Here is a 23452-nt window from a genome sequence, read left to right on the forward strand (position 1 = left end):
CGGACGAAAAGACACCCCCGATCATCAAGCTGCGGAGGGGCCGGACGATGGCAAAACCATCGTCCGGCCCTTACGTGCAACACCGATACTTCGGACTCAGCACCACCAACGAACGTTCTTGACAGCAAGGAGAGGCAGCGATGGGAATCTCACTCGACGGACTGGCCAGCGGGCTCGACACCACCGCCCTCATCAGCTCCATCATGCAGTCGGAGGCCCTCCCGCAAACGCTGCTCAAAAACAAGTCCTACGACATCCAGTCCATGGTGTCCGCCCTCCAGGGGCTCAACGGCAAGGTTGCCGCGCTGGCAACCCAGGCCACGGCCGCGGCCAAGCCCTTCGCCCTGGACCTCTATGCCGCGACCACGAGCAGCGACAAGGTCGTCGCCACCACTACCGCGGCTGCCAAAGCGGGCTCCCTCGACTTCCAGGTCACCAAGCTGGCCCAGACCCAGGTCACCGTGACACCCAAGGTCAACGCTGTTACCGGCTGGCCGTACACCACCATGACCATCAACAGCGGCGGCAAGGATTTCACGATCACCCCTGCGTCCAACAACCTGGACGACGTCGTGACCGCTGTCAACGCCGCCGGTGCCGGCGTCACCGCCAGCAAGGTCGACGTCGGCGGCGGAGACTTCCGGATCCAGTTCACCGCGACGAAGTCCGGCGCAGCCGGTGCGTTCACCATCACGGACCCTGGAACCACCTTCACCAACGTCAAGACCGCCCAGGACGCAGAAATTTCGCTCTGGCCGGGCACGACGGCAGCGCAGACCGTGACGTCGTCCAGCAACACCTTCACCAATCTTCTGCCGGGCGTCTCCATCACCGCCAAAGACGTCACCACCACGCCCGTGACCCTCACGGTGTCCCGCGACAACGCCGGCATCACGAAGCTGGCCTCCGACCTGGTTGACGGAGTGAACGGCATTTTCTCACTGGTTGCCAGCAAGACCGCGGTCAGCACCACCACAAACACCAGCGGCAGTAGCGTCTCCGCCGGAGTCTTCGCCGGCGACAGCACCGTGCGTTCCGTGAACCAGAGCATCCTCTCCGCCGCCTCGCTGCCCGTCGGCACCCCGCCGCGGTCGCCGTCGGAGATCGGCATCAGCATCACCAAGACAGGTTCGATGGAGTTCGACGCCACCAAGTTCGGCGCCGCCCTGGCCGCCGACCCGGCCGGCACCGCCGCCAAGGTGCAGGAACTTGCCGGCCGCATCGCGACCGCGGCTACCAACGCCTCGGACAAGTACACGGGCACGCTGACCACCAAGATCACCGGCCAGCAGTCCGAGGTCCGGGATCTGGCTGACCGGATCAGCGACTGGGATATGCGGCTCGCCTCCCGCAAGGCCACCCTGCAGCGCACCTACTCCGGCTTGGAAACCGCACTGAGCAACATGAAGGCGCAGCAGTCCTGGCTCACCTCCCAGCTCGCGGGCCTCTCCGGCGGGAGCGCCCAGTAATGACCAGCACGCCCTTCGGCGGCGGCTTCGGCGGCGCCGCCCAGCGCAACCAGTACCTCGCGGACTCGGTCCTCTCCGCCCCGCCGGCACGCCTCCTCACCATGCTCTACGACCGGCTCCTGCTGGACCTCGGCCGCGCCGAGAGCGCCCAGCAGGCCGCCAACTGGCCGGTCGCCTCGGAGAACCTGCTGCACGGCCAGGCGATCATCGCTGAGCTGATTTCCTCGCTCAAGACCGATGCCTGGGACGGCGCGGACGGCCTGCTGGGCCTCTACAACTATGCCTTCACGGCTCTCGTCAACGCCAACATCCAGCGGGACGCGGCACTGACGCGTGAAGCGATTGATTTGCTCGAGCCCCTGCGCCAGGCCTGGCACGAGGCCGCCGCGGCGATCCCGGCAGCCCAGCCGGCGTCTTCGGCCGCAGCCCCGGCAATCAAGCCGTTTGCAGCAGCCGGCGCCTGGGCCACGCAGCCGGGCTCCGGAGGCGGGAGCCTTGGGTTTGGCTGAGCCAGCCTTTCGGGGGGAATACGCGGCGGAATTCCCGCCCGCGGCGGAGCTTGCAGAAGATCCTGCCCTCGCCGCGTGGATGCTGGTGCTGGACGTGCTGGAGATGGCCGTGGTCGCTGCGGAGAAGACGCTGAAAGATCCGCTGGGACCACTCTCCTCGCCAGAGCAGCCGGTAGCGGCACTGCCGGCCGAGCGCTGGTCTCCGCCAACACTGAGCACGCCTTTGCCGCCGGAGGCGCGGCGCCGCGCCATGGCGCTCTCGGCGGCCCAGGAGCGCGTCGCCCGGCGACTGGAGGCAGCGAAGCACGACGTCGGCAGGCAGTTGCAGGCAGTCAGTTCGGTGCCCGGCATCGGCGACCCGGCGGGGGCAATTTACCTCGACGTCAACAGCTGAGCCTGCTGCAAAAACCGCCGTCGAACGGTTCATTGAAAAAACCCGAATAAACCTTTCACATTTTCTCTAACGCGGCGCTGAACAGTGCCGATAACCACAGTAAGAGCACGGATCGCTCGTTTACCGGCCACGGATCGGCCACCCCACAATTCCCCAGGCAGGACTCTGTGCTCGAATCCGTGACTTCCGCAGCCCTGGCCAGCGCCATGGACGGGCTGGCTTTGCGCCAACGCGCCATCGCGAACAACATCGCGAACGTCAACACACCGAACTACCACGCCAAGCGCGTCAGCTTTGAAGCTGCCCTTGCCGCGTCCGTGCAGTCCGGGGACGGCCACGCCGAGGCCACGACGGCGACCTCGCTCGAGCCCACCCAGCTCAACGGCAACAACGTCAATCTGGACACGGAAACCCTTTCCAACATCGACACGGTGCTGCGCTTCCAGTTCGCCGCCCGCGCCATCGGTGGGGAATTCAGCGCCGTCCGCGCCGCTATGAGGACCAACTAATGACCTTCGACGCAATCGGCATCGCCGGCTCCGCCCTCACCGTGCACCGCAAGTGGCTCGACGCGGTTTCGGACAACCTGGCCAACATGAACGACGCCTCCGCCACGTCCGGACCGGCGTTCCGCGCCAAGTACGTTGAAGCAGCCGAAGGCGCCGACGGCACCGGCGTGTACGTCAAAAGCACCCAGCTGGGCGACGGCGCGGGCCGCATCGTCTACCAGCCGGACCACCCGCTCGCCGACGCCAACGGCAACGTGAAGTACCCGGACATCGACATGGCCGAGCAGATGGGCGCCCTGATCATCGCCCAGCGCGGCTACCAGGCCAACGCCCAGGTCGTGGACCGCGCCCGCGAGACCTATCTCGCCGCACTTGAGATTGGAAGATCCTGATGCCTGTTTCGCCCATCGCGCCGGTCCAGGGCGTACTGCCCACGGACTACCTCTCCGGTGCCGCCTCGGTGCCTGCAACGGACGGTTCCGGTTTTGCCTCTTCCCTCACCGGCGCCGTTGACAACCTCCAGCAGCTGCAGTCGACGTCGAAAGAGCTCGCCGTCTCCGCCGTGACCGGCAACCTCGACGACATCCACAACGCCACCATCGCCGCCAGCCGGGCACAGATCACCCTTGAACTCGTGGCCACGGTCCGGAACAAGGGCGTTGACGCGTTCAACGAGATCATGAGGATGCAGGCCTGATGCCTCCGCAGATCACCGTCTTCTTCCAGCGCTTCGGCGCCGGCCTCAAGAGCTTCACCACCGGCCAGCGCACGCTAGCCGTCATCGGCGCCGCACTGCTGATTGTTGGCGTTGTCGCGCTCTCCGCCTGGCTCACCCGGCCCACCCTGGCGCCGCTGTTCTCCGGCCTCAAGGACACGGATGCGAACGGCATCGTGGAGCAGCTGCGCAAGGACAACGTCCCCTACGAGCTCAGCGACGGCGGCTCCACCATCCTCGTGCCGCAGGACAAGGTCTACGACGAGCGCCTCAAAGCCGCCGCCGCCGGCCTTCCGACCGCCGCGGCCACCGGCTACTCGCTGCTGGACAAGATGGGCGTCACGTCCTCCGAGTTCCAGCAGTCCGTGACCTACAAGCGCGCCCTCGAAGGCGAACTGGCCAGCACCATCTCCGCCATGGACGGCGTGAAGACTGCCGCGGTCCGGCTCGCCATCCCGGAAAAGACCGTCTTCGTCTCGAAGACCCCGGACACCACGGCCTCGGTCTTCGTCGAGACCGCGCCCGGCGTGACCCTCTCCGGCGACAAGGTCCAGGCCATCGTGCACCTGACCTCCGCCGCGATCGAGAACCTCAAACCTGCCAACGTCTCCGTGGTGGACTCGCAGGGCAACGTCCTCTCCACGGTGGGCGGCGGGGCAGCGGGATCCTCCTCCAAGCAGGCCGCCGACTATCAGCAGCGCACCGGCGACGCCGTCCGCGCCGTCCTGGACCGCGTAGTGGGTCCCGGCAACTCCACCGTGGCGGTCGCGGCAGATGTCACCGGAGAATCCGCCCAGCAAAAGAGCGAAACCTTCTCCAACACCCCCGGCGCGCTGCCGCTGAGCGAATCCTCCAAGACGGAAAAGTACAGCGGAGGCGCGGGCGGTGCCGCCGGCGTCCTCGGACCGGACAACATCGCGGTCCCCGGCGGAACCAGCGGCAACGGCAGCTTCGACTCCACGACCGCGACCAAGAACAACGCCGTCAACAAGGTCACCGAGGACCGGGTCATCCCGCCGGGCGCCGTGAAGCGCCAGACCATTTCGGTGGCTGTCAGCCAGTCCGCCGCGGGCGGGCTGAACATCGGCTCACTCACCGCGCTGGTGACCTCCGCCGCCGGCGTCGACAAGGCCCGGGGCGACACCGTCACCGTCGAGGTGATCCCGTTCAGCACCGCGGCCGCGGATGCGGCCAACGCCTCCCTCGACGCGGCCAAGGCTGACCTCGAGGCCCAGAAGCAGCAGGCGTTCTTCGCAACCCTGGTCACGGCCGGCAGCATCCTGCTCGGACTGCTGATCCTGGCCCTGGTCGTCACCATCATCCTGCGCCGCCGCCAGAAGCGTGAGCCGGTGGACCTGGGCGAGCGCCTGGACCTGCTGCCGGCGATCCCCGCTGTGACGGCCATCGATCCGGCCCCCGCGACGTCGGCCATCCCGCTGACGGCCCTGCCGCTGCAGCCGCTGCCGGCGCCGCCCATGGAGGTGCTGGAAGCCGAACGCCGCATGCAGGAGATCGACAACATGGTCGCCGCCAACCCGGAGAAGGCAGCCGACTACCTCCGCAGCCTCATGGATGACAGGCAGCCCGCATGAAACTCGCCGAATCGACCCTCACCGGCACCCAGCGCGCCGCCGTCGTCCTGATGCAGATGAGTCCGCCCAACGCGGCCCGGGTGATGGCACAGTTGACGGACTCCGAGGCGGAGGAAATCGCCGCCGAGATTGTCCGCCTCCGCAAGGTGGATCCGGAGGTCGCCGAGCAGATCATGAAGGACTTCCACGAGGCTGCCCTGAGCAGCCCGCGGCAGGCCCGCGGCGGCCGTGAGCTCGCCGAAGGCCTGCTCGAGGCCTCCTTCGGCTCGGAAAAGGCCGCCGGCCTGATCAACCGGCTGACCGTCAACATGGCCGGCAAATCGTTTGAGTTCCTCGAAGACATCGAACCGGTGCAGATCCTCGCGCTGATCGACGGCGAACTTCCGCAGACCATCGCGCTGGTCCTGGCCCACCTGAGCCCGCGCAAGGCCTCGGCCGTGATGTCCGGGCTGCCCGGCTCGCTGCGGGCCGACGTCGCGCTCAGCATCGCCACCATGGGCTCGGGCGCGCCGGAAGCCATCGGCATCGTCGCGGACACCCTGAAGCTGCGCGGCGGCGCGGCCGTCTCGCAGCAGGCCTCCAAAGTGGTCGGCGGCATCCAGCCGCTGCTGGAAATCATCAACCGGACCGACGCCGGCACCGAACGCTCCGTCCTGGACGGGCTCGACCTGCTGGATCCGGACCTCGCCGTGGAAATCCGCGCCCAGATGGTGACCTTCGACGACATCGTCAAGCTGGAACGCCGCGACGTGCAGCTGGTGCTCCGCGGCCTGGACGCCTCCGTGCTCGCCGTGGCCATGAAGGGCGCCACCGAACCGGTGCTGGAAACCATCACCACCAACGTCTCCGGCCGCAACCTCGAAATCCTCGAATCCGAGATGGCGGCACTGGGACCGCTGCGCGCCTCGCAGATCGAGGAGGCGCGGGCCGCCGTCGTCCGCTCCATCCGCGAGCTCGAAGCCGAAGGCCAGATCACCATCCAGCGCGGGGACGAAGAAGACTATGTTTACTGACGGGTCGTTTACGGACGCCGGCTCCGCCGAAAGCGCCCCGGCCCGCATCGTCTTCCCCTCGCTGCGGTCCAGCGGACCGGCCAACGAGCAGGCCGGCTACACCGAGGGCCACGCCGCGGGCTACGCCGCGGGTGTCCGCGCCGCCGCCAAGGAACAGCGCCGCTGGCGCGACCGGATGGCTGCCGAGCAGGCCGCCTCGCTCGCCGCCGGGCAGCAGGACCTGGACCGTGCCGTCCGCGCCCTCGCCGTGGCCCGCACCGACTTCGCGCACCGCAACGTCCAGGCCCTGTACGACGCCGAAGAGGTCCTGGCCCGTACCGCGCTGGAACTGGCCGAGGCCATCCTCGGCTACGAACTTGCCGAGGGCACCCGGACGGCCCGCGCCGCCCTGGACCGCGCCCTGTCCGGAAACGACGCCGCCACCGTGCTGGCCATCCGGCTGCACCCGGCCGACATCGAGGTGCTCGCCAAGGAAGGCCAGGACCTGCCGGCCGGCCTTCCGCTGCTCGCCGACGCGTCCCTGCAGCGCGGCGACGCGAAGGTGGAATACCAGCAGGGCTGGCTGGACGCCAGCCTGGGCAGCGCCCTGGCCCGCGCCAAGGCGGCCCTGATGGGGGACCAGCAGTGGCCCGCCGATGCCCCGGATTCGCTCTCCGGCGGGCAGCCATGATCGCCCAGTGGCGCCCCAAGGGCGACGACTTCGCGGCTGCCCTCGCCGCGGCCGCGCCGCAGCGCGTCGGCACCGTCACCTCCGTGATGGGCCTGGGCCTGGAAGTGTCCGGCCTGGACTGCGCCCTCGGTGACCTGGTCACCGTGGGGGAGAACCCCGGACTCGACGCCGAGGTCGTGGCGGCCCTGGACGGCTCCGTGCGCTGCATGCCGCTCGGGCGCCTCGCCGGCGTCGCCGCCGGAGACCCGGTCCGCGCCAAGGGCGGCACCGTGCTGGTCCCCACCGGTGCGGGGCTCTTCGGCCGCGTCATCGACGGCCTCGGCCGCCCGATCGACGGCAAGGGCCCGCTGCTCAGCGGACCGCGCGTGCCGATCGACAACGAGGCGCCGAACGCCATGAAACGCGCACGGATCGACACCGCGCTGCAGACCGGCGTCCGGGTGCTGGACACCATGACCACCCTGGGCAAGGGCCAGCGCATGGGCCTCTTCGCCGGCTCCGGCGTCGGCAAGTCTTCACTGCTGTCCATGATCGCCCGCGGCACCGACGCCGAAGTATCCGTGATCGCCCTCGTGGGGGAGCGCGGCCGCGAAGTCCGCGAATTCCTGGAGGACGACCTTGGCCCCGCCGGGCTGGCCCGCTCGGTCGTCGTCGTCGCCACCTCCGATGAGCCGGCGCTGATGCGCATGCGCGCCGCGTTCACGGCCACCCGGATCGCCGAGTCGTTCCGGGACCAGGGCCAGGATGTTGTGCTCATGATGGATTCGCTGACCCGCGTGGCCATGGCCCAGCGCGAGATCGGCCTCTCCGCCGGCGAGCCCCCCGCTACCCGCGGCTACCCGCCGTCGACGTTCTCCGTCCTGGCCCGGCTGCTGGAGCGGGCCGGCACCGCCGAGGCCGGCTCAGTGACCGGCATCTACACCGTGCTGGTGGACGGCGACGACCACAATGAACCCATCGCCGATGCCGCCCGGTCCATCCTCGACGGCCACGTGGTGCTGGACCGGAAGCTCGCCGTGACGGGACACTTCCCCTCGGTGGACGTGCTGGGTTCGGTCTCGCGCGTCGCCTCCAAGGTCAACGCCCGTCACCACCTCGACGCGGCCTCCACGCTGCGCAGGGTCCTCGCGGCCCGCAAGGCAGCCCAGGACCTGATCGACGTCGGCGCCTACCAGGCCGGGACCAACCCGCTGGTGGATGCCGCCCTGGCGCATGAGGACTCCGTCAGCGGCTTCCTGCAGCAGCCGATGGACGAGTCCACCCCCCACCCCGAGTCCTGGCGTCAGCTGGACCACCTCACTTCGATCCTGGGAGCCGCGGCATGAACCGGCAATTCTCGCTCGCGGGGCTGTTGCGCCTCCGCCAGATCCAGCAGGACCAGGCGGCGTCCGGGCTGGCCCGCGCCCGTTCCCGGTCCACTTCGGTCCGGGCCCGGGAAGCCTCGGCCCGCCGGCAGCTGTCCGCCACCGACGAGGACATCGTCAGCTCCGCGTCGCTGCGCGCCGTCGCGGCGTCCCGCGCGGCGTCCCACAGCATGCTGGCGGACCTGGAGAACCTGGCCCGCGCGGCCGAGACGGACGAGGCCGCGGCGCGCGAGGAATTCATCGCCGCCCGTACCCGGTCCGTCGGCCTGGAAAAGCTGCAGGCCCGCCACCACGCCGAAGTGAACACCGCGGAGTTGCGCGCCGAACAGTCCACCCTGGACGAGATTTCCTCGACGATCTGGCACCGGGACGAGCAGCAGGTGCGCTCATGAGCATGACCGAGGCGCTGGGCCGCATGCAGGGCATCCAGTCGATGATCGCTGAGCTCACCCGTTCCACCCAGACCGAAAGCACCGCCGCGGCGCTGAAGTCCGCCGCAGCCACGTCCCTCGCGACCGGGACCGGCACCGGCGACGCCGGCTCCTTCACGGAGGCGCTCACCGCGGCCCTCGGCGGAAGCGCAAGCGCCTCCGGAACGGATCCCTCATCCCTGGCCGGCGGCCTGGGCCTGGGCGGCACCGCGGGCATCGGCGCCTTCAAGGGGCTCACCGCACCGGCACCCGCTGTGCCGGTAGCTGCAGGCAGCGCGACCGGCACGGACGTGGTGGCCATGGCCAAGAAGTACATCGGGGTGCCCTACGTCTGGGGCGGCACCAACCCGGCCACCGGGATGGACTGCTCTGGCTTCACGCAGCGGGTCTTCAAGGACCTCGGCGTCGAGCTTCCGCGGGTCGTCAGCGACCAGATGAAGCAGGGAACCCCGGTGGCGTCCCTGGCCGAGGCCAAGCCCGGCGACCTGCTGATCAGTTTCGGCGGGAACCACATCTCCATCTACCTCGGCAACGGCAAAGCCATCGACGCGCCCGTGCCAGGCAAGACCATCCAGATCCGCGACGCCTGGGAGCAACAGTCCAACCTGACCTCCATCCGGCGGATCGTCCCGGCGGGAGGCGCCTCATGAAGGGCATGGCTTCGATGGACCTGGCGACTGCGCTCGCCGGGTCTCCGGTGCAGGCCCGCGGCGCCCAGCAAGGGAGCCGCGCGCGCACAGACAGTGGGGCGCCCGACGCCGGCGGCTTCGGGTCCGTGCTGAGCGACGCGGTGAGCTACGAGGCAGCTTCCGCTGCCCCGTCGTCCGTCGCGGCTGCCCCCTCGTCCACCGCCACGGCGCCCGGCACCGCTACTGCGCCCGGCACCGCCGCGGCGCCCGGCGAGGCCAAGACCTCGAAAGACGGGGCCCCGGCGGACGCCCCCGCCCAGGACGCAACTGCTGCCACTGAGGGCTCCGCCGCTGCGTCAGCGGCCGATGCCGGCATCCTGGCCGCTTCGGCCCAGTTCGCCGCGGCGATCCAGCCCGCCGCGGCCGCGGGGGAGACTACGGCCGCGACGGCGGCACCCGGCGGCATCGCCCCGCCGTCTGTGAGCCCAGCAGCAGCTTCCGGCCAGCTCTTTGTGGACCCGCGGCTGGCGCCCCCGACCGGCGCTGTGACGGCCCCGTCCGCGGGGGAGACTGCGGCGGCGCCCGCACCGGTCGTGGCGTCCGTTGCCGGCGGTGTCGCCCTGCGCCACGAACCGGCGAGCAACACAGCAGCGGGCCCCGCAGCAGCCGGCCTCGCCACACCACCGCAACCTGGTGCGGCGCTTCCGGGCATCGTCCTTCCGGCCGCCGCGGCTCAGGCTGCCCTCCGCCCGGCGGGCGTCCCGGCGGGTGGCAAGCCGGCCGCTGGCACGGCTGCCGGCGTCGTTCCCGCCCAGGCTGTTGCCGCGGCTGGAGCCACGACCGCCCCCGCCGCGCCCGCGGATCCCGCTGCGGCGCTGCCCCCGGCAGCCGCTCCGGCGACGGGAGTTCCGCCGACGGCGGCGCAGACCGCAGCGGCGCCCACCGCTGCCGGCACGGCGGCACCGGGCCTGCCCGGCGTCGTCGTCGGGACCGGAGGGAGGCTCCCCGGCGGGGCCCCCGACGCTCCCGCCGAGAGCCGTCCGGCTGCTCCCGCAGCGACGGACAGCGTGGCCGCTGCCGGCGCCGCGGCGGTGGCCCCGCCCGCGCCGGGCCCGGCCCGCAGCACGGCACTACCGGCGGCCGCGACTCCGGCCCAGCAGCCCGCCCTCACCCCGCAGCTGGCAAAGCCGCTGTTCACGCTCGCAGCGGCCCCGCACGGCCAGCACATCATGACCCTGAAAGTTACCCCCGAGGACCTCGGTCCGCTGACCGTGCGCGCCCACATCGACGGCGCCGGCGTTCGGATCGAACTGTTCGCTCCCGGGGACACCGGCCGGGAAGCGCTGCGCGGGATCCTGCCGGAACTGCGCAAGGAACTTGCCGACGCCGGCTTCGGTGCGACCCTCGACCTCTCGGACCACAGCGGACCGGCGGGCCGGGGCCAGGACGCAGGAGGGGACGCGGGACAGGGTGCAGCCGGCCGCGAAGCCTCCGACGCCGGCAGCGCCGGCTCGGGACCCGGCGGCCGGAACGGGCCCGGCGAACCGCGGCCCGGGCACCGGTGGGACGCCCTGGCGGACCAAGCGTCGCTGCGCAGCACCAGGATCCTGAACGGTCCCCAAACCACCCTCGACATTCTCGTCTGACACGAAGGAACCCGACCCATGACTATCCAGCCCATCGCCCCGCAGCCGGTTACGGCCGCGGGGACGACCCCGCAGGCTGCCGCCGTCCGGGCCCCCGTGCAGTCCATGGACGCCAACGTGTTCATGACCCTCCTCGTGGCCCAGCTCAAGAACCAGAACCCCAGCGCCCCCATGGATACGAACCAGATGATGGCGCAGACCATCCAGCTTTCCATGATGGAAAAGATGACCGAACTGACTTCCAACAGCAAGGAGGGATTCTCCCTCCAGATGCGCTCGGCAGCATCACAGCTGATCGGCCACTCCGTTGACTACAAACTCGCCGACGGCACCACCGGCACCGGAATCGCCAGCTCGGTTTCCTTCGCCGACGCAGTACCGACCGTCAAGGTCGGCGATCTCTCCATCCCCCTCGACTCCATCACCGGCCTTACCGCGCCGGCCGCTTCCTGACCAGTTTCCTCCCGTAGAAAGGCAGTTCCCATGCTCCGCTCGCTGTACTCCGGAATCTCCGGCCTTCGTGCCCACCAGACCATGCTGGATGTCACCGGCAACAACATCGCCAACGTCAACACGGCCGGCTTCAAGGCGTCCTCCACGCAGTTCCAGGACACCCTCTCGCAGCTGACCCAGGGCGCGTCCGCGCCGCAGGGTGAGTCCGGCGGCAGCAACCCGGCGCAGATCGGCCTCGGCGTCCGCGTCGCCGGCGTCAGCACCAACTTCGCCCAGGGCTCCTCGCAGAGCACCGGCCGCGCCACGGACATGATGATCTCCGGCGACGGCTTCTTCGTCACCAGCAAGGGCGGCCAGCAGCTGTTCACCCGTGCGGGATCCATGACGTTCGACGCTGCCAGCCAGCTCGTCAGCCCGGACGGCGGCATCCTGCAGGGCTGGACCGCCAACAACGGCAAGGTGGACCAGGCGGGTGCCATTGGCGACATCACGCTTAACCCCAACACCATGATCGCGACCCCCACGACCTCCATGACGCTGGACGGCAACCTGCCCGCGGACGCCGGTTCGGCGTCGTTCGACCGCGTGGTCAAGGTCTACGACTCCGTCGGCGCCGCCAGCAACCTCACCCTCACCTTTGTCCAGCAGCCTGGCGGCTGGGGTGTGTCCACCGACGGCGGCGCCACCATCGCGGACCGGATGAGCTTCACCGACGGCCGGCTGACCTCTCCGGGCAAGCTCAACGTTGCGGGCAAGACCATCGACGTAAGCCAGGTGTCCTCCTTCGCAGGCATGAGCTCGCTCACCGTCAGCGGCCAGAACGGCACCCCGGCCGGGAAGCTGGAATCCTTCACCCTCGGCAATGACGGCTCCCTGATCGGGTCCTTCAGCAACGGCACCAAGCAGGTCCTCGCCAAGATTGCGCTGGCGAAGTTCACCAACCCGGCCGGCCTCGAGAAGGCCGGCGGCTCCTCCTACGTCGCCACCGCCAACTCCGGCAACGTCCAGCTGGGCGCGGCCGGCGACCCGGGCATCGGCACCCTGGCCGGCGGCTCGCTGGAGATGTCCAACGTGGACCTGTCCCAGGAATTCACCAACCTGATCGTCGCCCAGCGCGGCTTCCAGGCCAACGCCCGCATCATCACCACCTCGGACGAGGTCCTGCAGGAGCTCGGCAACCTCAAGCGCTAACCCCTGGCGCACCGCGGTCCAAGGTCGCCAGCGAGGGGCGCACGGAAGACAGCCACGGGACTCATCCAGCTCCGAGGACCCGAGCTGTCCGCCGCATGCACCCGTTCGACGGCAGACGCGGTGCCGGCCGTGCTTTTTCGCACCGGTTTTGGAAAAACGCGGCGCGGGCGGCCTGATGCGCCCCGGATCCGGGGCGCGCAGGTCCGTTTCCGCCGCGGGTGTCCGTTGCCGTAGCGAAATTCGGGCGAACGAAGGCCGTGGAACGGCGGGCCACATGGAAGGGGTCCCTTGGGGACCCCTTTCGTGTGTCCGCGGCGCCTAACGAAAGCGCGGGGGCGGCCGACAGTAAGGGGAGAACACCCCTACCCGCCGCTTGGCCGCACCGCCAGGCAGTCCCCAGAGCAGAATCGGCCCATGATCGTTGTCACACGCCTCAACGGAACGCGCTTCGCGGTCAATCCGGACCTGATTGAACGGATCCACGAGAGTCCGGACACCCACCTGGTCACGCTCGACGGCGCCGCTTATGTTGTGCTCGAAAGCCTGGCCGAGGTGGTCGAGCTGATTGCCGACTACCGCGCCTACGTCCTGAACAAGGCGCGGGATTTCCCCGCCGTCACGGGCTACCCCTTGAGCCTGGTCCCGCCTGCCGGACCGGACGACGATGCCGACGCCTCCGCACCTGAACCACCAAGGAAGTAAGCCATGGATCCCGCAACAATCATTGGACTGCTCCTCGCGTTTGGTTCCGTCGTCACCATGGTGGTCATTGAAGGTGGCAGCATCTCCGGCCTGCTGCTGCCCGGGCCCCTGGTCCTGGTCTTCGGGGCAACCCTGGCCATCGGGCTGGCCGGCAACACGCTCAAGGACGTGATCCAAGCGTTCAGGGCCGTGCCGGCAATGTTCATGGGAAAGACGTCGAAGCCCCAGGAAAGCATCGACCAGATGGTCCGCTTCGCGGAAAAGGCGCGCGCCGAGGGCCTGCTCTCCCTTGAGGAAGAGGCCGCGAGCGTCAAGGATCCGTTCCTGGCCCGAGCCCTGCAGAACATCGCAGACGGCACCGACGCCGAGGACCTCCGGCTGCAGATGGAGGACGAGATTGACACGAAGTCCCGCAGCGACCACGCGTCGTCGAAGTTCTTCGCCAGCCTCGGCGGCTACGCCCCTACCGTGGGGATCGTCGGAACTGTCGTGTCCCTCACCCACGTCCTCGAAAACCTCTCCAAGCCGGACGAACTGGGGCACATGATCGCCGCCGCCTTCGTCGCGACCCTGTGGGGCCTGCTCTCGGCCAACTTCATCTGGCTGCCGTTCAGTTCGCGACTGGCCAGGCTCTCCGAGTTGAACATCGAACGCATGACCCTCGTGATGGAGGGCATGCTCGCCGTGCAGTCCGGCGCCCAGCCCCTGCTGCTGGCCGAACGGCTCCGTTCCATGGTCCCGGAGCACCAGCTCAAGAGCGCCGACAAGGGCCGCAAGGCGCCCAGCGGTGACGGCACCGCGGAGTCGATGGACACCGCAGCGTGAGCGGACGCCGCCGGCCCCGCAAGAAACCCGAAGCGCACCACGTCGACGAACGCTGGATGGCTTCCTACATGGACATGGTCACCGTGCTCATGTGCCTCTTCATCGTCCTTTACGCCATGTCCACGGTCGACGCGAACAAGTTCGAGAAGCTGCGCAACTCGCTCGCCACCGGGTTCGGCGCGGTGGCCTCGGAAACCGTGGACACCGCCTCCGGGACCGTGGTCCCGCCCGAATTCGTCAACAAAGACCTCGAGGCCTTTGCCGCCGTCCAGTCGGACGACAAGAAAGCCCAGGACGCAGCCCTCGCCGCCGCGAAGAAAGAAGTGGACCGGCTGCGCGCCCTCGAGAAAAAGATGAAGGCCGGCCTGGCCGCCGCCGGGCTCAGCCAGAACGTGGAGTTCCAAATCGACCAGCGCGGCCTGACGGTCAAGCTCATCGGCTCCCAGGCCTTCTTCGCCCCCGACCGGCCCGAGCTCACCAACCGCGCGTCCCAGGTGCTGCACATCATCTCGCCCATCCTCGGCCCCGCGGCGCTGGAGATCATGGTGGAAGGCCACGCAGCGAAGGGCATTACCGCGTACCCGTCCACTTGGGAACTGTCCTCGGCGCGCGCGGTCAACGTGCTGCGCTACATGGTGGACCGCGGCGGGATCCCGCCGCAGCGGATCGGGGCCGTCGCCTTCGGCTCGGCCCGCCAGGTCAACGACGATTCCACGCCGGCGCTGATGGAGCGGAACCGGCGGGTGGACATCGTAGTCATCTCCGACAAGCCCGACGTCGTCCGGGCCCTCATTCCCCAGGCCTTGAAGCTGACCCAGAAATAGCGGCTCTTTCGCGTGCTGTCTGACGCCCCGTTTATTGCCTGGGGCAGACTGCTTACGACGGCGGATCCCTTGCCGATAGTGGCAACCGTGAGTGTTCTGGATGAGCGGGAAGTGGTACGGGAGCGGACCGTCAGCGTCTATGACTTCCGGCGTCCCGCGACGCTGGCGCGAGAGCACAGCCGCGTCCTGGAACTCGCCTTCGAGACGTTCGCCCGCCAGTGGGGCACCCAGCTGACCGCCAAGGTCCGCGTGAAGTCCGTGGTGCGGCTCGAGGACGTCGGCATGCAGAGCTACGACGAGTACGCCGCCTCCCTCCCGGCGGTGACCGCCATGGTGCTGTGCACCGTGGAGTCGCACGATGCCAAGCTGGTGGTGCAGTTCCCCGCTCCTTCGGCCCTGGGCTGGATCAACCGGATGCTGGGCGCCTCGAACGACACGGTGATGCCGGACCGGAAGTTCACGCAGATTGAACAGGCCCTGGTCAAGGGACTTATGGACGAGGCCCTCGAGGACCTCGGCTACTCGCTCGGGCCGCTGTTGAGCGAAACCATCCGGGTGGACACCGTCCAGTACAACTCCCAGTTCGCCCAGGCCGCAGCGCCCAGCGAACTCATGATTGTCGCCTCCTTCACGATCAACGTCGGCAACATCAGTGCCCCGGCCACCCTGGCGGTGCCGGCGGGAATCCTGCTGGGCCGGCTGAAGAAGGTCAACCCGACGGACAACCGCGGGGACGCCGCCGCCCGCATCAGCTCGCAGTTGGAGCGCGTCCCGGTGGAACTCTCGGTGCGGCTCTCGACGTCGTACGTCACCCCCAGCCAGGTGCTGGGCCTCGCGGTGGGGGACGTCCTGACCCTCCCGCACCTGGAAAACCGGCCGTTCGACCTCACCCTGGATGGCACGAGGCTGGCCACCGCCGCCCCGGCCCGCAACGGGTCCCGGGCCGCAGCCGTCATTGTCACAATCGAGGAGAATAACCAATGAGCATCACCCTGACCAAGCATGAATCGTCGGCGGAACGGCTCGTTGAGGAACTGCCGAGCCCGGTAGCCCTGAAGGTCGTCGCGCTGGTCCCGGCCCGCGCCGCAGCCCCCTACGCCCGCCAGGCCGTCACCGCGACCTTCGTCGGCTCCGTGACCGCAGACCTCGCCCTGATGCTCAGCGACCGCACGTTCCTGGACGAGGCGGCCGGGGGAATGGCCGGCGGCCAACTCGGCGTCGTCTCCGTCACCGATGTCCTCCGCCCCGCGATGGAAAGCGCAAGCTCGGTCTTCGGCGCCGGCGTGCTCTCGGACCTGCGCGAGTCCGACGCGTCCGGGCTGCTTTCGGACCCCGACACTGCCGTCTTCGAACTCTCCGACGGCACCAGCCCGGCGGCATGGTTCGCGGTCCGGCTGCGCGAACACGGCACCAGCCAGGACCGTGCCGGCGACCTCTTCGGCGGCGGCGACACGGTGGCCGGCCGGCTGGGCCGCATCAACAACATCGAGATGGCCCTGACCGTGGAGATCGGCCGCACCCGCATGTCCGTCCGCGACGTGCTCTCGCTCGAACCCGGCAAGATCATCGAACTGGACCGCTCCGCGGGCGCCCCCGCCGACGTTCTGCTCAACGGACGGCTGATCGCCCACGGCGAGGTTGTGGTCCTGGACCAGGACTACGCCGTGCGGATCACCCGGATCCTCGACGTGGCCGAGGGGCTTAGCTGAATGGACTCGCTGATCCTCGGGCTGCGGGTAGCCGTAGCCCTGGGCGCGGTGCTTGGACTGATCTGGCTGCTGCAGCGCCGTCTCGGCAAAGGCACGGGACGACGCCGCGCTGACGCCGCCTTGAGCGTCGTCAGCCGCCAAAGCGTCGGCCAGCGTGCCTCCGTAGTGGTGGTCGACGCCGGTGGCCAGCGCTTCCTGCTCGGCGTCACCGACCACGCCGTCAACGTCCTGCACACCGGCGACATCCCGGCAGAGGCCGCAGAGGCCCTGGATCCGGAGCCCCGCCGCGCCGGTGCCGCCGGCGCTTTCGCGCAGATCCTCGCAAGCGCGGGAGCCGGAGCCGGAGCCGCTGCCTCCGCCGCACCCGTGAACGGGGCCGGGACCGCGGACCAGGTCGGCAGCCTTGCTGCTGGCGAGCCCGGGGCACCGGACCGGCCGCTGTCCCGCCGCAACTCCATCCGCCGCGAACCCCACCCCCGGACCGCCCCGGGGCGCGGGACCGCGCCCGCCGCGTCCCACCCGCCGCTGCACGGGTCAATTCTGGCCGGTTCCACCTGGAAGCAGGCCGCTGCCGCTCTCAGGAGCGGACGCCGCAATTGATCCGCCCTGCCACCGCCCGCTCCGCCCGCGTCCCGTCAACCAGCAGCAGCCGAACCGGCATCAGCCGAACCACAAGGTTCCTGGCCATCGGCGTCGCCGCCGTGCTCTGCGCCGTCCTGCTGCTCTGGCTTAACGCCTCCGCCGGCCATGCGACTGCCCCCGTGCCGCCGGTTCCGCCAACCCCGCCGGCCAGCCCGGACACCGGCAGCGTCAACATCGAGATCAACGGCATGGACGGAAAGCCCTCCACAGCGGTCCTGACCCTGATCGGGATCACCCTGTTGTCCGTCGCGCCCGCGCTGCTGCTGATGATGACCTCGTTCACCAAGATCTTCGTGGTGCTCGCGATGACCCGCAACGCGCTCTCGCTCCCGTCCATACCGCCCAACCAGGTGCTGGCGGGCCTGGCCCTGTTCCTGTCGATCTTCGTCATGTGGCCGGTCATCAACGAGATGAACACCATCGGCGTGCAGCCCTACCTGAACGGCACCTTGGATTTCAACGGCGCGCTCAGCGCCGGCTCGGGCCCGCTGCAGCACTTCATGCTGGCGCACACCCGCGAGGAAGACATCGCGCTGATGACCCGCGCCGCCGGCATGGAGAACCCGGCCACGCCGGAAGCGGTGCCGCTGCAGACGCTCATCCCGGCGTTCATGATTTCCGAACTCCGGGCCGCCTTCATTATCGGCTTCGTCATCTTCATCCCGTTCCTCGTGATCGACCTCGTCGTCTCCGCGGCCCTGATGTCGATGGGCATGATGATGCTTCCGCCGGTGATGATCTCGCTGCCGTTCAAGATCCTGCTCTTTGTCCTCGTGGACGGCTGGGGCCTGATCATCACCTCGCTGATCCAAAGTTATGCAGGCTCGGGATGAACGCCAACGCCGTCCTGGACATCTGCCTCCAGGCCATGATCGTGGCCGCCAAGCTCTCGGCCCCGGTGCTGGTGACCGCGCTGGTGGTGGGCCTGGCGATTTCCCTGCTTCAGTCCATCACCCAGCTCCAGGAAGCCACCCTCTCCTTCGTGCCCAAACTGGCCGCCGTGGCCGTGGCGCTGCTGATCTGCGGGCACTGGATGATCTCGGAGATGGTCGCGTTCACCAACGACCTCTTCGCCAAGATCCCCTCCCTGCTCGGAGGCTTGTGAGGTGGGCATCCCGATCGATCAGACGTGGCTGGAAGTCCTCCTGCTGGCCACCGTCCGGATGACGGCATTCCTGATCGTGGCACCGCCTTTCGCGCACCAGGCCTTCCCCGGGCGGATCAAAGCCATGCTGGGCGTCGGCCTGGGCCTGGCCGTCTCGCAGCGGCTCTCCGCCGGCTACGTCGCCCGCGACACGGCAGGCTTCCTCACCGGAGTGGTCCTGGAACTCGTCACCGGCCTAGTCCTGGGCTTCCTGGTGATGCTGGTCTTCGCGGCCGTCCAGTCCGCCGGCAGCCTGATCGACCTCTTCAGCGGCTTCCAGATGGCCCAGGCCTTCGACCCGCAGATGATGGTCAACGGCGCCCAGTTCACCCGGCTGCTGCAGATGGCGGCGCTCGCCCTGCTGTTCTCCTCGGACGGCTACCAGCTCGTCATCGGCGGCCTGACCGGAAGCTTCACCGCCCTGCCGCTGGCCGGCGGCCTTGACCTGGCCCAGCCGGTCCAGGCCATGACCTCCGCCGTCACCGGCATGTTCCTCGCCGCCGTCCAGATCGCCGGCCCGCTGCTGGTGGTGCTGTTCCTCGCCGACGTCGGGCTCGGCCTGCTGACCCGGGTGGCCCCGGCACTGAATGCCTTCTCGCTGGGCTTCCCGCTCAAGATCATGCTGACCCTCTCGTTGGCAGGATTCCTCTTCCTCGCCCTGCCCAGGATCGTCTCCACCCTCGCCGGGCAGGCCGCCAAGACTGTGCTGGGGGTGGGCTGATGGCGGATTCACAGGAAAAAACCGAACAAGCCACCGACAAACGCATGCGGGAGGTCCGCTCCAAGGGCCAGCTCTCGCGCTCCCAGGACCTCACCGCCTGGCTGGCGGTCGGCGCCGCCGCCGTCATGATCCCCGCGACCGTGCAGCGCGGGGCCAACGCGGCCACGGACCAGCTCTTCAGCGTCCGGGGCGTCATGGCGCAGCCCGACCCGGCAAGGGCCGTGAAGGCCCTCGAGGACGGCCTCGGCGCGCTCGCCGGAATCCTCGGACCGTTGCTAATCGTCGTGCTCCTTGTCGTCCTGGTGGGTTCGGCGCTGCAGGGCGGCATCCACCTGAAGAAGTTCCGCCTGGACTTCGAGAACTTCAAACTGCTCAGCGGGCTGAAGCGCATCTTCGGCACCCAGGCGCTGTGGGGCGGGGTCAAGGCGCTGCTGAAGGCCAGCGTTGTCGGCCTCGTGCTCTACTCCGTCGTTCAGGGGCTCATCCCGGTGCTGCTCACCGCCGGCGGCCTTCCGGTGTCCGGCGTCGTGGCGGCGGCCGGGAGCGGCATCTCCTCCCTGGTCCAGTTCGCCGTCTTCGCCGGCATCGCGCTGGCGGCCGTGGACTTCTTCGTGGTGATGCGCCGGAACCGGAAGAAGACCCGGATGTCCAAGAAGGAAGTCCAGGACGAGAACAAGAGCAGCGAAGGCGATCCGCTGATCCGCTCCCAGCGCCGGGCCCGGCAGCTGTCCATGAGCCGGAACCGCATGATCGCGGCAATCGGGGACGCCGACGTCGTCCTCGTCAACCCCACGCACGTCGCCGTCGCGCTGAAGTACGAGCCCGGAAAGTCGGCCCCGCGGGTGGTGGCCAAGGGTGCCGGCCACGTCGCGTCGCGGATCAGGCAGGAGGCCGAGGCGAAGAACGTGCCCATGGTCCAGGACATCCCGCTCGCCCGGGCGCTGCACGGCGCCTGCGAGCTGGGGCAGGAGATCCCGGTGGATTTCTACCACGCCGTGGCCGGGGTGCTGGCCTTCGTCATGTCGCTCAAGGCCCGCGGCGCCGGAGCCGGGCTGCACCGGATGGCCGGAGCCGCGCTATGAGCATCTTCGCGAACATTTTTGGAACCAGCGTCTGTGAAAGGACCGCATCATGAACAACAGGCTCGCCCGGCTGGCGGTGCCGATCGGCATCGTGGGCATCGTGCTGCTGCTGGTGGTTCCCGTGCCCGCCCCGCTGCTGGACTTCCTCATCGTGTGCAACATCCTGCTGGCGCTGCTGGTGCTGCTGACCAGCATGTTCGTGAAGAAGCCGCTGGACTTCTCCGTGTTCCCCTCGCTGCTGCTCGTGGCCACGCTGTTCCGGCTGGGCCTCAACGTTGCCTCCACCCGGCTGGTCCTGGGGAACGGTTACGCCGGCCAGGTCATTGAGGCCTTCGGCAAGGTGACCGTGGGCGGCTCCATGATCATCGGCGCCGTCGTGTTCCTGATCCTGGTGGTTATCCAGTTCGTCGTGGTCACGAAGGGCGCTGAGCGCGTCGCCGAAGTGGGGGCGCGGTTCACCCTGGACGCCATGCCGGGCAAGCAGATGGCGATCGACGCCGACCTCAACGCCGGCCTGATTACCGACACCCAGGCCCGGGAGCGGCGCGCCGAGGTCTCGGCAGAGGCCGACTTCTACGGCGCGATGGACGGCGCTTCGAAGTTCGTCAAGGGTGACGCCATCGCCGGCATCATCATCATCATCATCAACTTCATTGGCGGCATCGCCATCGGCATGCTGCAGCGCGGCATGGAAATCGGCGACGCCCTCAACACCTACGGCCTGCTGACCATGGGTGACGGACTTGTCACCCAGATCCCGGCGCTGCTGATGGCTGTCTCCACCGGCATGATCGTGACGCGGTCCAACGCGGAGGCGGACATGGGCCGGACGGCCTCCACGCAGCTCCTGCAGTCGCCCAACGCCCTGATGATCGCGGGCGTGGCCGCCCTCGCCATGGCCCTCATCCCCGGCATGCCGCCCATTCCGTTCGTCCTGGTCGGCGCCGGCCTGATCCTGGCTTCGCGCCGCACCGCCGCCGGCCAGCAGCAGGCGGAAAAGGCCCGCGACGCCGAGGCCGCCGCGCTGAACTCCCCGCAGCTGGACCCCAACGAGAAGCTGCTGGAGGACATGCGCGTCCACCCCGTGGAGATCCTGCTGGCCCCCGACCTTGTCGACATGGTCTCCGGCGCCTCCGACGACCTGCTGGCCCGGGTCCGATCGCTGCGGCACAAGATCGCGATGGAACTGGGCCTGGTCATCCCGCCGGTCCGCACCCGGGACAGTGTGGATCTCCCGCCGGCCACCTACGCCATTCGGATCGCCGGGGTGGAGGCCGGCCGCGGCACCGCCCCGGGCGGCCAGATGCTGGCCCTCGGCGACTCACTGGACTCGCTCCCGGGCGTCGCCATGATTGAGCCGGTCTTCGGGCTCGCCGGGAAGTGGATTCCGGCCGAGATGCGGCACAACGCCGAGATGACCGGGGCCACCGTGATCGACCGCGTCTCGGTGCTGGTCACGCACCTGTCCTCCATCGTCACGGGCAATGCTGCCCGGCTGCTCTCCCGCGAGGATGTCCGGGTGCTGACCGAGGGCGTCCGCAAGCAGAGCCCCTCCGCCGTGGACGAACTGACTCCCGCGCTGCTCTCGCTCGCCGAGCTGCAGCGGGTGCTCCAAGGCCTGCTCGACGAGCAGGTCCCCATCAACGACCTGGCCCGCATCTACGAGGCGCTTACCCTCCGGGCCAAGGTTTCCACCGACCCGGAGTCGCTGGTGGAGGCGGCCCGCCAGGCACTCGGTCCGGCGCTGACCGCCAAGTTCATGGAGGGCCCGGTGCTCAACGTGATCATGATCGACCCGCTCCTGGAACAGTCCATGCTGGAGGATATGCGGCCGGCCGAGGGCGGCAGCCAGATCGTGATGGGACAGGACCGGCTCGACGCCGTGCTCCGCTCGGTGCGCAACGCGGTGGACTCCGCGGCCGCCGCCAACCGGCAGGCCGTCCTGGTCTGCGCCCCGGCGCTGCGTCCGGCCATCCACCGGCTTATCGGAGCCCAGCCCGGGTCCGTCCCGGTGCTGTCGTACCGCGAAGTCACTTCCGCCAATGTCCGGATCGAAACTGTAGGAGTCGTGCGCCATGCCGAACCGCTATCGGCTTAAGGGAGCCTCGCTGGAGGAAATCCGCAGCAAGGCCGAGGCCCAGTACGGCCCGTCGGCCCGCATCGTTTCCGCCGAGCGCGTGATCAGTCCCGGCATCGCCGGGCTGTTCGCGGCGAACCGCTACGAGGCCATCGTCGAGGTCCAGCCCAAGCACGACGTCGTCACCGGCGAGGTCGTGCCGGATGCGGACATCCTGTCCGAGGGTGAGATCGTGGAGCGGGCCGCCGCCACATCGGCAGAGGCCCCGCGGGATAACGTCCGGGAAGCGCCGCGGCGGACGGAGACGCCGCCCGGCACGCGGATCGCCGCGGCCCCCGCTCACCAGCTGCAGGGCGACGCGATCGCCGCCCTGCTGGCCGAAGCCGACGCCGCCGAACTGACCCTGCACCGGACCGGCACCCCAGGGGTCTCGACCGAGTCGCAGGACTTCGCCGAACTGCTGGACCAGCTCGGATCCGGGCTGCGGCCGACGTCGGCCGGAGCGGGACAGCCCGACCCGGACCGGGCGGCACGCCCGGGGAACGGCGCGGGGGAGCGCACCGCACCGGCCCCCGACCGCGTGGCGCCGTCGCCGTCCGTGCGAAATGCCGCGCCGGCGCGCGAGCCGGTGCCGGTCCCGCTGAGCGGCACCGGGGACCTGGTGGTGCTGGTCGGCCTCGGCGACGACGCGATGGACACCGCCCTGGCCATGTCCATCGCCGCTGGCGGCGCGGACGTGCGCACCGCCGGAGAATTGAGCGCTTACGGCCACCTGCACCTGGACGGACGCCAGAGCGCGACGGCGGCCCGCGCCCACGCCGTGGAGACCGAGCAGACGGTGCTGGCCGCCTTCGGGCTCGGCAAGGCCCGCAATACCCTGGCGCGGCTGCAGGCGATCTCGGCGCTTTCCCCGGACCAGCTCTGGGTTGTGGTCGACGCCGGGCGCAAGCACGAGGACACCGCCCGCTGGGTGAGCCTGCTGCGGGCCCGGCTCGAGGTGGCCGCGGTGGCCGTGGTGGGCGCAGCGGACACCGGGACGCCCGAAAGCGTGGACGCCCTCGGCCTGCCGGTGGGCTGGATCGATGGCCGGCCGGCGACCCGGCCGACGCCGTGGGCCGCAGCGTCCGGCCGCGAAGGGTAG

At 69.4% G+C, this 23452-nt stretch carries 27 protein-coding genes; all 27 read left to right on the top strand.

From position 1 onward, the window contains the following. The first annotated feature begins 140 nt into the window (after positions 1–140). The 27 genes from fliD to AB4Y91_RS09485 all read left to right on the top strand — a co-directional run bounded on the left by fliD (position 141) and on the right by AB4Y91_RS09485 (position 23452). Positions 141–1469 (top strand): flagellar filament capping protein FliD, encoded by a 1329-nt coding sequence (gene fliD / locus AB4Y91_RS09355; RefSeq protein ID WP_441418213.1) that lies wholly within the window; start codon positions 141–143, stop codon positions 1467–1469. Further along, the gene (gene fliS / locus AB4Y91_RS09360) at positions 1469–1978 is read left to right on the top strand and encodes a flagellar export chaperone FliS (RefSeq protein ID WP_441418214.1); all 510 of its coding nucleotides are present in this window, start codon (positions 1469–1471) and stop codon (positions 1976–1978) included. Before fliD ends, fliS begins: the two co-directional genes overlap by 1 nt. Next, complete coding sequence (locus tag AB4Y91_RS09365) at positions 1971–2372, top strand: hypothetical protein (protein WP_441418215.1); 402 nt, start codon at positions 1971–1973, stop codon at positions 2370–2372. Before fliS ends, AB4Y91_RS09365 begins: the two co-directional genes overlap by 8 nt. Before the next feature lie 167 nt (positions 2373–2539). After that, positions 2540–2881, top strand: a complete 342-nt coding sequence (locus AB4Y91_RS09370; RefSeq protein WP_441418216.1) for a flagellar basal body rod protein FlgB — start codon at positions 2540–2542, stop codon at positions 2879–2881. After that, positions 2881–3273 carry a flagellar basal body rod protein FlgC gene (locus tag AB4Y91_RS09375; protein WP_441418217.1) on the top strand — a complete coding sequence of 131 codons (393 nt, stop codon included), beginning with the start codon at positions 2881–2883 and terminating at the stop codon, positions 3271–3273. Before AB4Y91_RS09370 ends, AB4Y91_RS09375 begins: the two co-directional genes overlap by 1 nt. After that, positions 3273–3578: a flagellar hook-basal body complex protein FliE gene (gene fliE, locus AB4Y91_RS09380; RefSeq protein WP_441418218.1), complete on the top strand. Its 306-nt coding sequence runs from the start codon at positions 3273–3275 to the stop codon at positions 3576–3578. The genes AB4Y91_RS09375 and fliE overlap by 1 nt, the downstream gene beginning before the upstream one ends. Beyond that, positions 3578–5188, top strand: coding sequence for a flagellar basal-body MS-ring/collar protein FliF (fliF, locus tag AB4Y91_RS09385; protein ID WP_441418219.1), 1611 nt, complete (start codon positions 3578–3580; stop codon positions 5186–5188). The genes fliE and fliF overlap by 1 nt, the downstream gene beginning before the upstream one ends. Beyond that, positions 5185–6201 carry a flagellar motor switch protein FliG gene (gene fliG / locus AB4Y91_RS09390; RefSeq protein WP_441418220.1) on the top strand — a complete coding sequence of 339 codons (1017 nt, stop codon included), beginning with the start codon at positions 5185–5187 and terminating at the stop codon, positions 6199–6201. Before fliF ends, fliG begins: the two co-directional genes overlap by 4 nt. Continuing rightward, positions 6191–6871 (top strand): FliH/SctL family protein, encoded by a 681-nt coding sequence (locus AB4Y91_RS09395; RefSeq protein ID WP_441418221.1) that lies wholly within the window; start codon positions 6191–6193, stop codon positions 6869–6871. Before fliG ends, AB4Y91_RS09395 begins: the two co-directional genes overlap by 11 nt. Continuing rightward, positions 6868–8196 (top strand): FliI/YscN family ATPase, encoded by a 1329-nt coding sequence (locus tag AB4Y91_RS09400; protein ID WP_441418222.1) that lies wholly within the window; start codon positions 6868–6870, stop codon positions 8194–8196. The genes AB4Y91_RS09395 and AB4Y91_RS09400 overlap by 4 nt, the downstream gene beginning before the upstream one ends. Beyond that, on the top strand, positions 8193–8627 hold the full coding sequence (locus AB4Y91_RS09405) for a flagellar FliJ family protein (protein ID WP_441418223.1): 435 nt from the start codon (positions 8193–8195) through the stop codon (positions 8625–8627). The genes AB4Y91_RS09400 and AB4Y91_RS09405 overlap by 4 nt, the downstream gene beginning before the upstream one ends. Continuing rightward, complete coding sequence (locus tag AB4Y91_RS09410) at positions 8624–9316, top strand: C40 family peptidase (protein ID WP_441418224.1); 693 nt, start codon at positions 8624–8626, stop codon at positions 9314–9316. Before AB4Y91_RS09405 ends, AB4Y91_RS09410 begins: the two co-directional genes overlap by 4 nt. After that, positions 9313–10941, top strand: a complete 1629-nt coding sequence (locus AB4Y91_RS09415; RefSeq protein ID WP_441418225.1) for a flagellar hook-length control protein FliK — start codon at positions 9313–9315, stop codon at positions 10939–10941. Before AB4Y91_RS09410 ends, AB4Y91_RS09415 begins: the two co-directional genes overlap by 4 nt. Positions 10942–10959: 18 nt before the next feature. Beyond that, the gene (locus tag AB4Y91_RS09420) at positions 10960–11394 is read left to right on the top strand and encodes a flagellar hook assembly protein FlgD (protein ID WP_441418226.1); all 435 of its coding nucleotides are present in this window, start codon (positions 10960–10962) and stop codon (positions 11392–11394) included. Between the two features lie 30 nt (positions 11395–11424). Continuing rightward, the gene (locus tag AB4Y91_RS09425; protein WP_441418227.1) at positions 11425–12585 is read left to right on the top strand and encodes a flagellar hook protein FlgE; all 1161 of its coding nucleotides are present in this window, start codon (positions 11425–11427) and stop codon (positions 12583–12585) included. A gap of 414 nt (positions 12586–12999) precedes the next feature. Then, positions 13000–13287: a flagellar FlbD family protein gene (locus AB4Y91_RS09430; protein WP_441418228.1), complete on the top strand. Its 288-nt coding sequence runs from the start codon at positions 13000–13002 to the stop codon at positions 13285–13287. A 3-nt stretch (positions 13288–13290) separates the two neighbouring features. Next, entirely contained in the window at positions 13291–14112 is an 822-nt protein-coding gene (locus AB4Y91_RS09435; protein WP_441418229.1) for a motility protein A, read from the top strand. Then, entirely contained in the window at positions 14109–14936 is an 828-nt protein-coding gene (locus AB4Y91_RS09440) for an OmpA/MotB family protein (protein WP_441418230.1), read from the top strand. The genes AB4Y91_RS09435 and AB4Y91_RS09440 overlap by 4 nt, the downstream gene beginning before the upstream one ends. Positions 14937–15023: 87 nt before the next feature. Next, entirely contained in the window at positions 15024–15920 is an 897-nt protein-coding gene (locus AB4Y91_RS09445; RefSeq protein WP_441418231.1) for a flagellar motor switch protein FliM, read from the top strand. Further along, positions 15917–16645: a flagellar motor switch protein FliN gene (fliN, locus tag AB4Y91_RS09450; protein ID WP_441418232.1), complete on the top strand. Its 729-nt coding sequence runs from the start codon at positions 15917–15919 to the stop codon at positions 16643–16645. The genes AB4Y91_RS09445 and fliN overlap by 4 nt, the downstream gene beginning before the upstream one ends. Then, complete coding sequence (gene fliO, locus AB4Y91_RS09455; RefSeq protein WP_441418233.1) at positions 16646–17245, top strand: flagellar biosynthetic protein FliO; 600 nt, start codon at positions 16646–16648, stop codon at positions 17243–17245. A gap of 59 nt (positions 17246–17304) precedes the next feature. Then, a complete protein-coding gene (fliP, locus tag AB4Y91_RS09460) occupies positions 17305–18120 on the top strand; it encodes a flagellar type III secretion system pore protein FliP (protein ID WP_441418393.1) in 816 nt (271 codons plus the stop codon). Further along, entirely contained in the window at positions 18117–18392 is a 276-nt protein-coding gene (fliQ, locus tag AB4Y91_RS09465) for a flagellar biosynthesis protein FliQ (protein WP_175321994.1), read from the top strand. Before fliP ends, fliQ begins: the two co-directional genes overlap by 4 nt. Position 18393: 1 nt before the next feature. Then, positions 18394–19152: a flagellar biosynthetic protein FliR gene (locus tag AB4Y91_RS09470; protein ID WP_441418234.1), complete on the top strand. Its 759-nt coding sequence runs from the start codon at positions 18394–18396 to the stop codon at positions 19150–19152. Further along, complete coding sequence (locus tag AB4Y91_RS09475; protein WP_441418235.1) at positions 19152–20234, top strand: EscU/YscU/HrcU family type III secretion system export apparatus switch protein; 1083 nt, start codon at positions 19152–19154, stop codon at positions 20232–20234. Before AB4Y91_RS09470 ends, AB4Y91_RS09475 begins: the two co-directional genes overlap by 1 nt. A gap of 49 nt (positions 20235–20283) precedes the next feature. After that, a complete protein-coding gene (locus tag AB4Y91_RS09480; RefSeq protein ID WP_441418236.1) occupies positions 20284–22332 on the top strand; it encodes a flagellar biosynthesis protein FlhA in 2049 nt (682 codons plus the stop codon). Then, positions 22310–23452: a hypothetical protein gene (locus AB4Y91_RS09485; protein ID WP_441418237.1), complete on the top strand. Its 1143-nt coding sequence runs from the start codon at positions 22310–22312 to the stop codon at positions 23450–23452. The genes AB4Y91_RS09480 and AB4Y91_RS09485 overlap by 23 nt, the downstream gene beginning before the upstream one ends.

It is taken from the genome of Arthrobacter sp. YAF16 (genome assembly GCF_052113385.1).
Classification (GTDB): Bacteria; Actinomycetota; Actinomycetes; order Actinomycetales; family Micrococcaceae; genus Arthrobacter.

Bases quoted from the DNA above. Each gene is read 5' to 3' on its own strand.
- AB4Y91_RS09420 (WP_441418226.1), top strand. From the start codon at position 10,960: ATGACTATCCAGCCCATCGCCCCGCAGCCGGTTACGGCCGCGGGGACG.
- AB4Y91_RS09475 (WP_441418235.1), top strand. From the start codon at position 19,152: ATGGCGGATTCACAGGAAAAAACCGAACAAGCCACCGACAAACGCATG.
- AB4Y91_RS09480 (WP_441418236.1), top strand. From the start codon at position 20,284: ATGAACAACAGGCTCGCCCGGCTGGCGGTGCCGATCGGCATCGTGGGC.
- AB4Y91_RS09430 (WP_441418228.1), top strand. From the start codon at position 13,000: ATGATCGTTGTCACACGCCTCAACGGAACGCGCTTCGCGGTCAATCCG.
- fliG (WP_441418220.1), top strand. From the start codon at position 5,185: ATGAAACTCGCCGAATCGACCCTCACCGGCACCCAGCGCGCCGCCGTC.
- AB4Y91_RS09375 (WP_441418217.1), top strand. From the start codon at position 2,881: ATGACCTTCGACGCAATCGGCATCGCCGGCTCCGCCCTCACCGTGCAC.
- AB4Y91_RS09405 (WP_441418223.1), top strand. From the start codon at position 8,193: ATGAACCGGCAATTCTCGCTCGCGGGGCTGTTGCGCCTCCGCCAGATC.
- fliN (WP_441418232.1), top strand. From the start codon at position 15,917: ATGAGCATCACCCTGACCAAGCATGAATCGTCGGCGGAACGGCTCGTT.
- AB4Y91_RS09485 (WP_441418237.1), top strand. From the start codon at position 22,310: ATGCCGAACCGCTATCGGCTTAAGGGAGCCTCGCTGGAGGAAATCCGC.
- AB4Y91_RS09425 (WP_441418227.1), top strand. From the start codon at position 11,425: ATGCTCCGCTCGCTGTACTCCGGAATCTCCGGCCTTCGTGCCCACCAG.
- fliO (WP_441418233.1), top strand. From the start codon at position 16,646: ATGGACTCGCTGATCCTCGGGCTGCGGGTAGCCGTAGCCCTGGGCGCG.
- fliQ (WP_175321994.1), top strand. From the start codon at position 18,117: ATGAACGCCAACGCCGTCCTGGACATCTGCCTCCAGGCCATGATCGTG.
- AB4Y91_RS09415 (WP_441418225.1), top strand. From the start codon at position 9,313: ATGAAGGGCATGGCTTCGATGGACCTGGCGACTGCGCTCGCCGGGTCT.
- fliF (WP_441418219.1), top strand. From the start codon at position 3,578: ATGCCTCCGCAGATCACCGTCTTCTTCCAGCGCTTCGGCGCCGGCCTC.
- fliE (WP_441418218.1), top strand. From the start codon at position 3,273: ATGCCTGTTTCGCCCATCGCGCCGGTCCAGGGCGTACTGCCCACGGAC.
- AB4Y91_RS09410 (WP_441418224.1), top strand. From the start codon at position 8,624: ATGAGCATGACCGAGGCGCTGGGCCGCATGCAGGGCATCCAGTCGATG.
- fliS (WP_441418214.1), top strand. From the start codon at position 1,469: ATGACCAGCACGCCCTTCGGCGGCGGCTTCGGCGGCGCCGCCCAGCGC.
- AB4Y91_RS09400 (WP_441418222.1), top strand. From the start codon at position 6,868: ATGATCGCCCAGTGGCGCCCCAAGGGCGACGACTTCGCGGCTGCCCTC.
- AB4Y91_RS09395 (WP_441418221.1), top strand. From the start codon at position 6,191: ATGTTTACTGACGGGTCGTTTACGGACGCCGGCTCCGCCGAAAGCGCC.
- fliD (WP_441418213.1), top strand. From the start codon at position 141: ATGGGAATCTCACTCGACGGACTGGCCAGCGGGCTCGACACCACCGCC.
- AB4Y91_RS09435 (WP_441418229.1), top strand. From the start codon at position 13,291: ATGGATCCCGCAACAATCATTGGACTGCTCCTCGCGTTTGGTTCCGTC.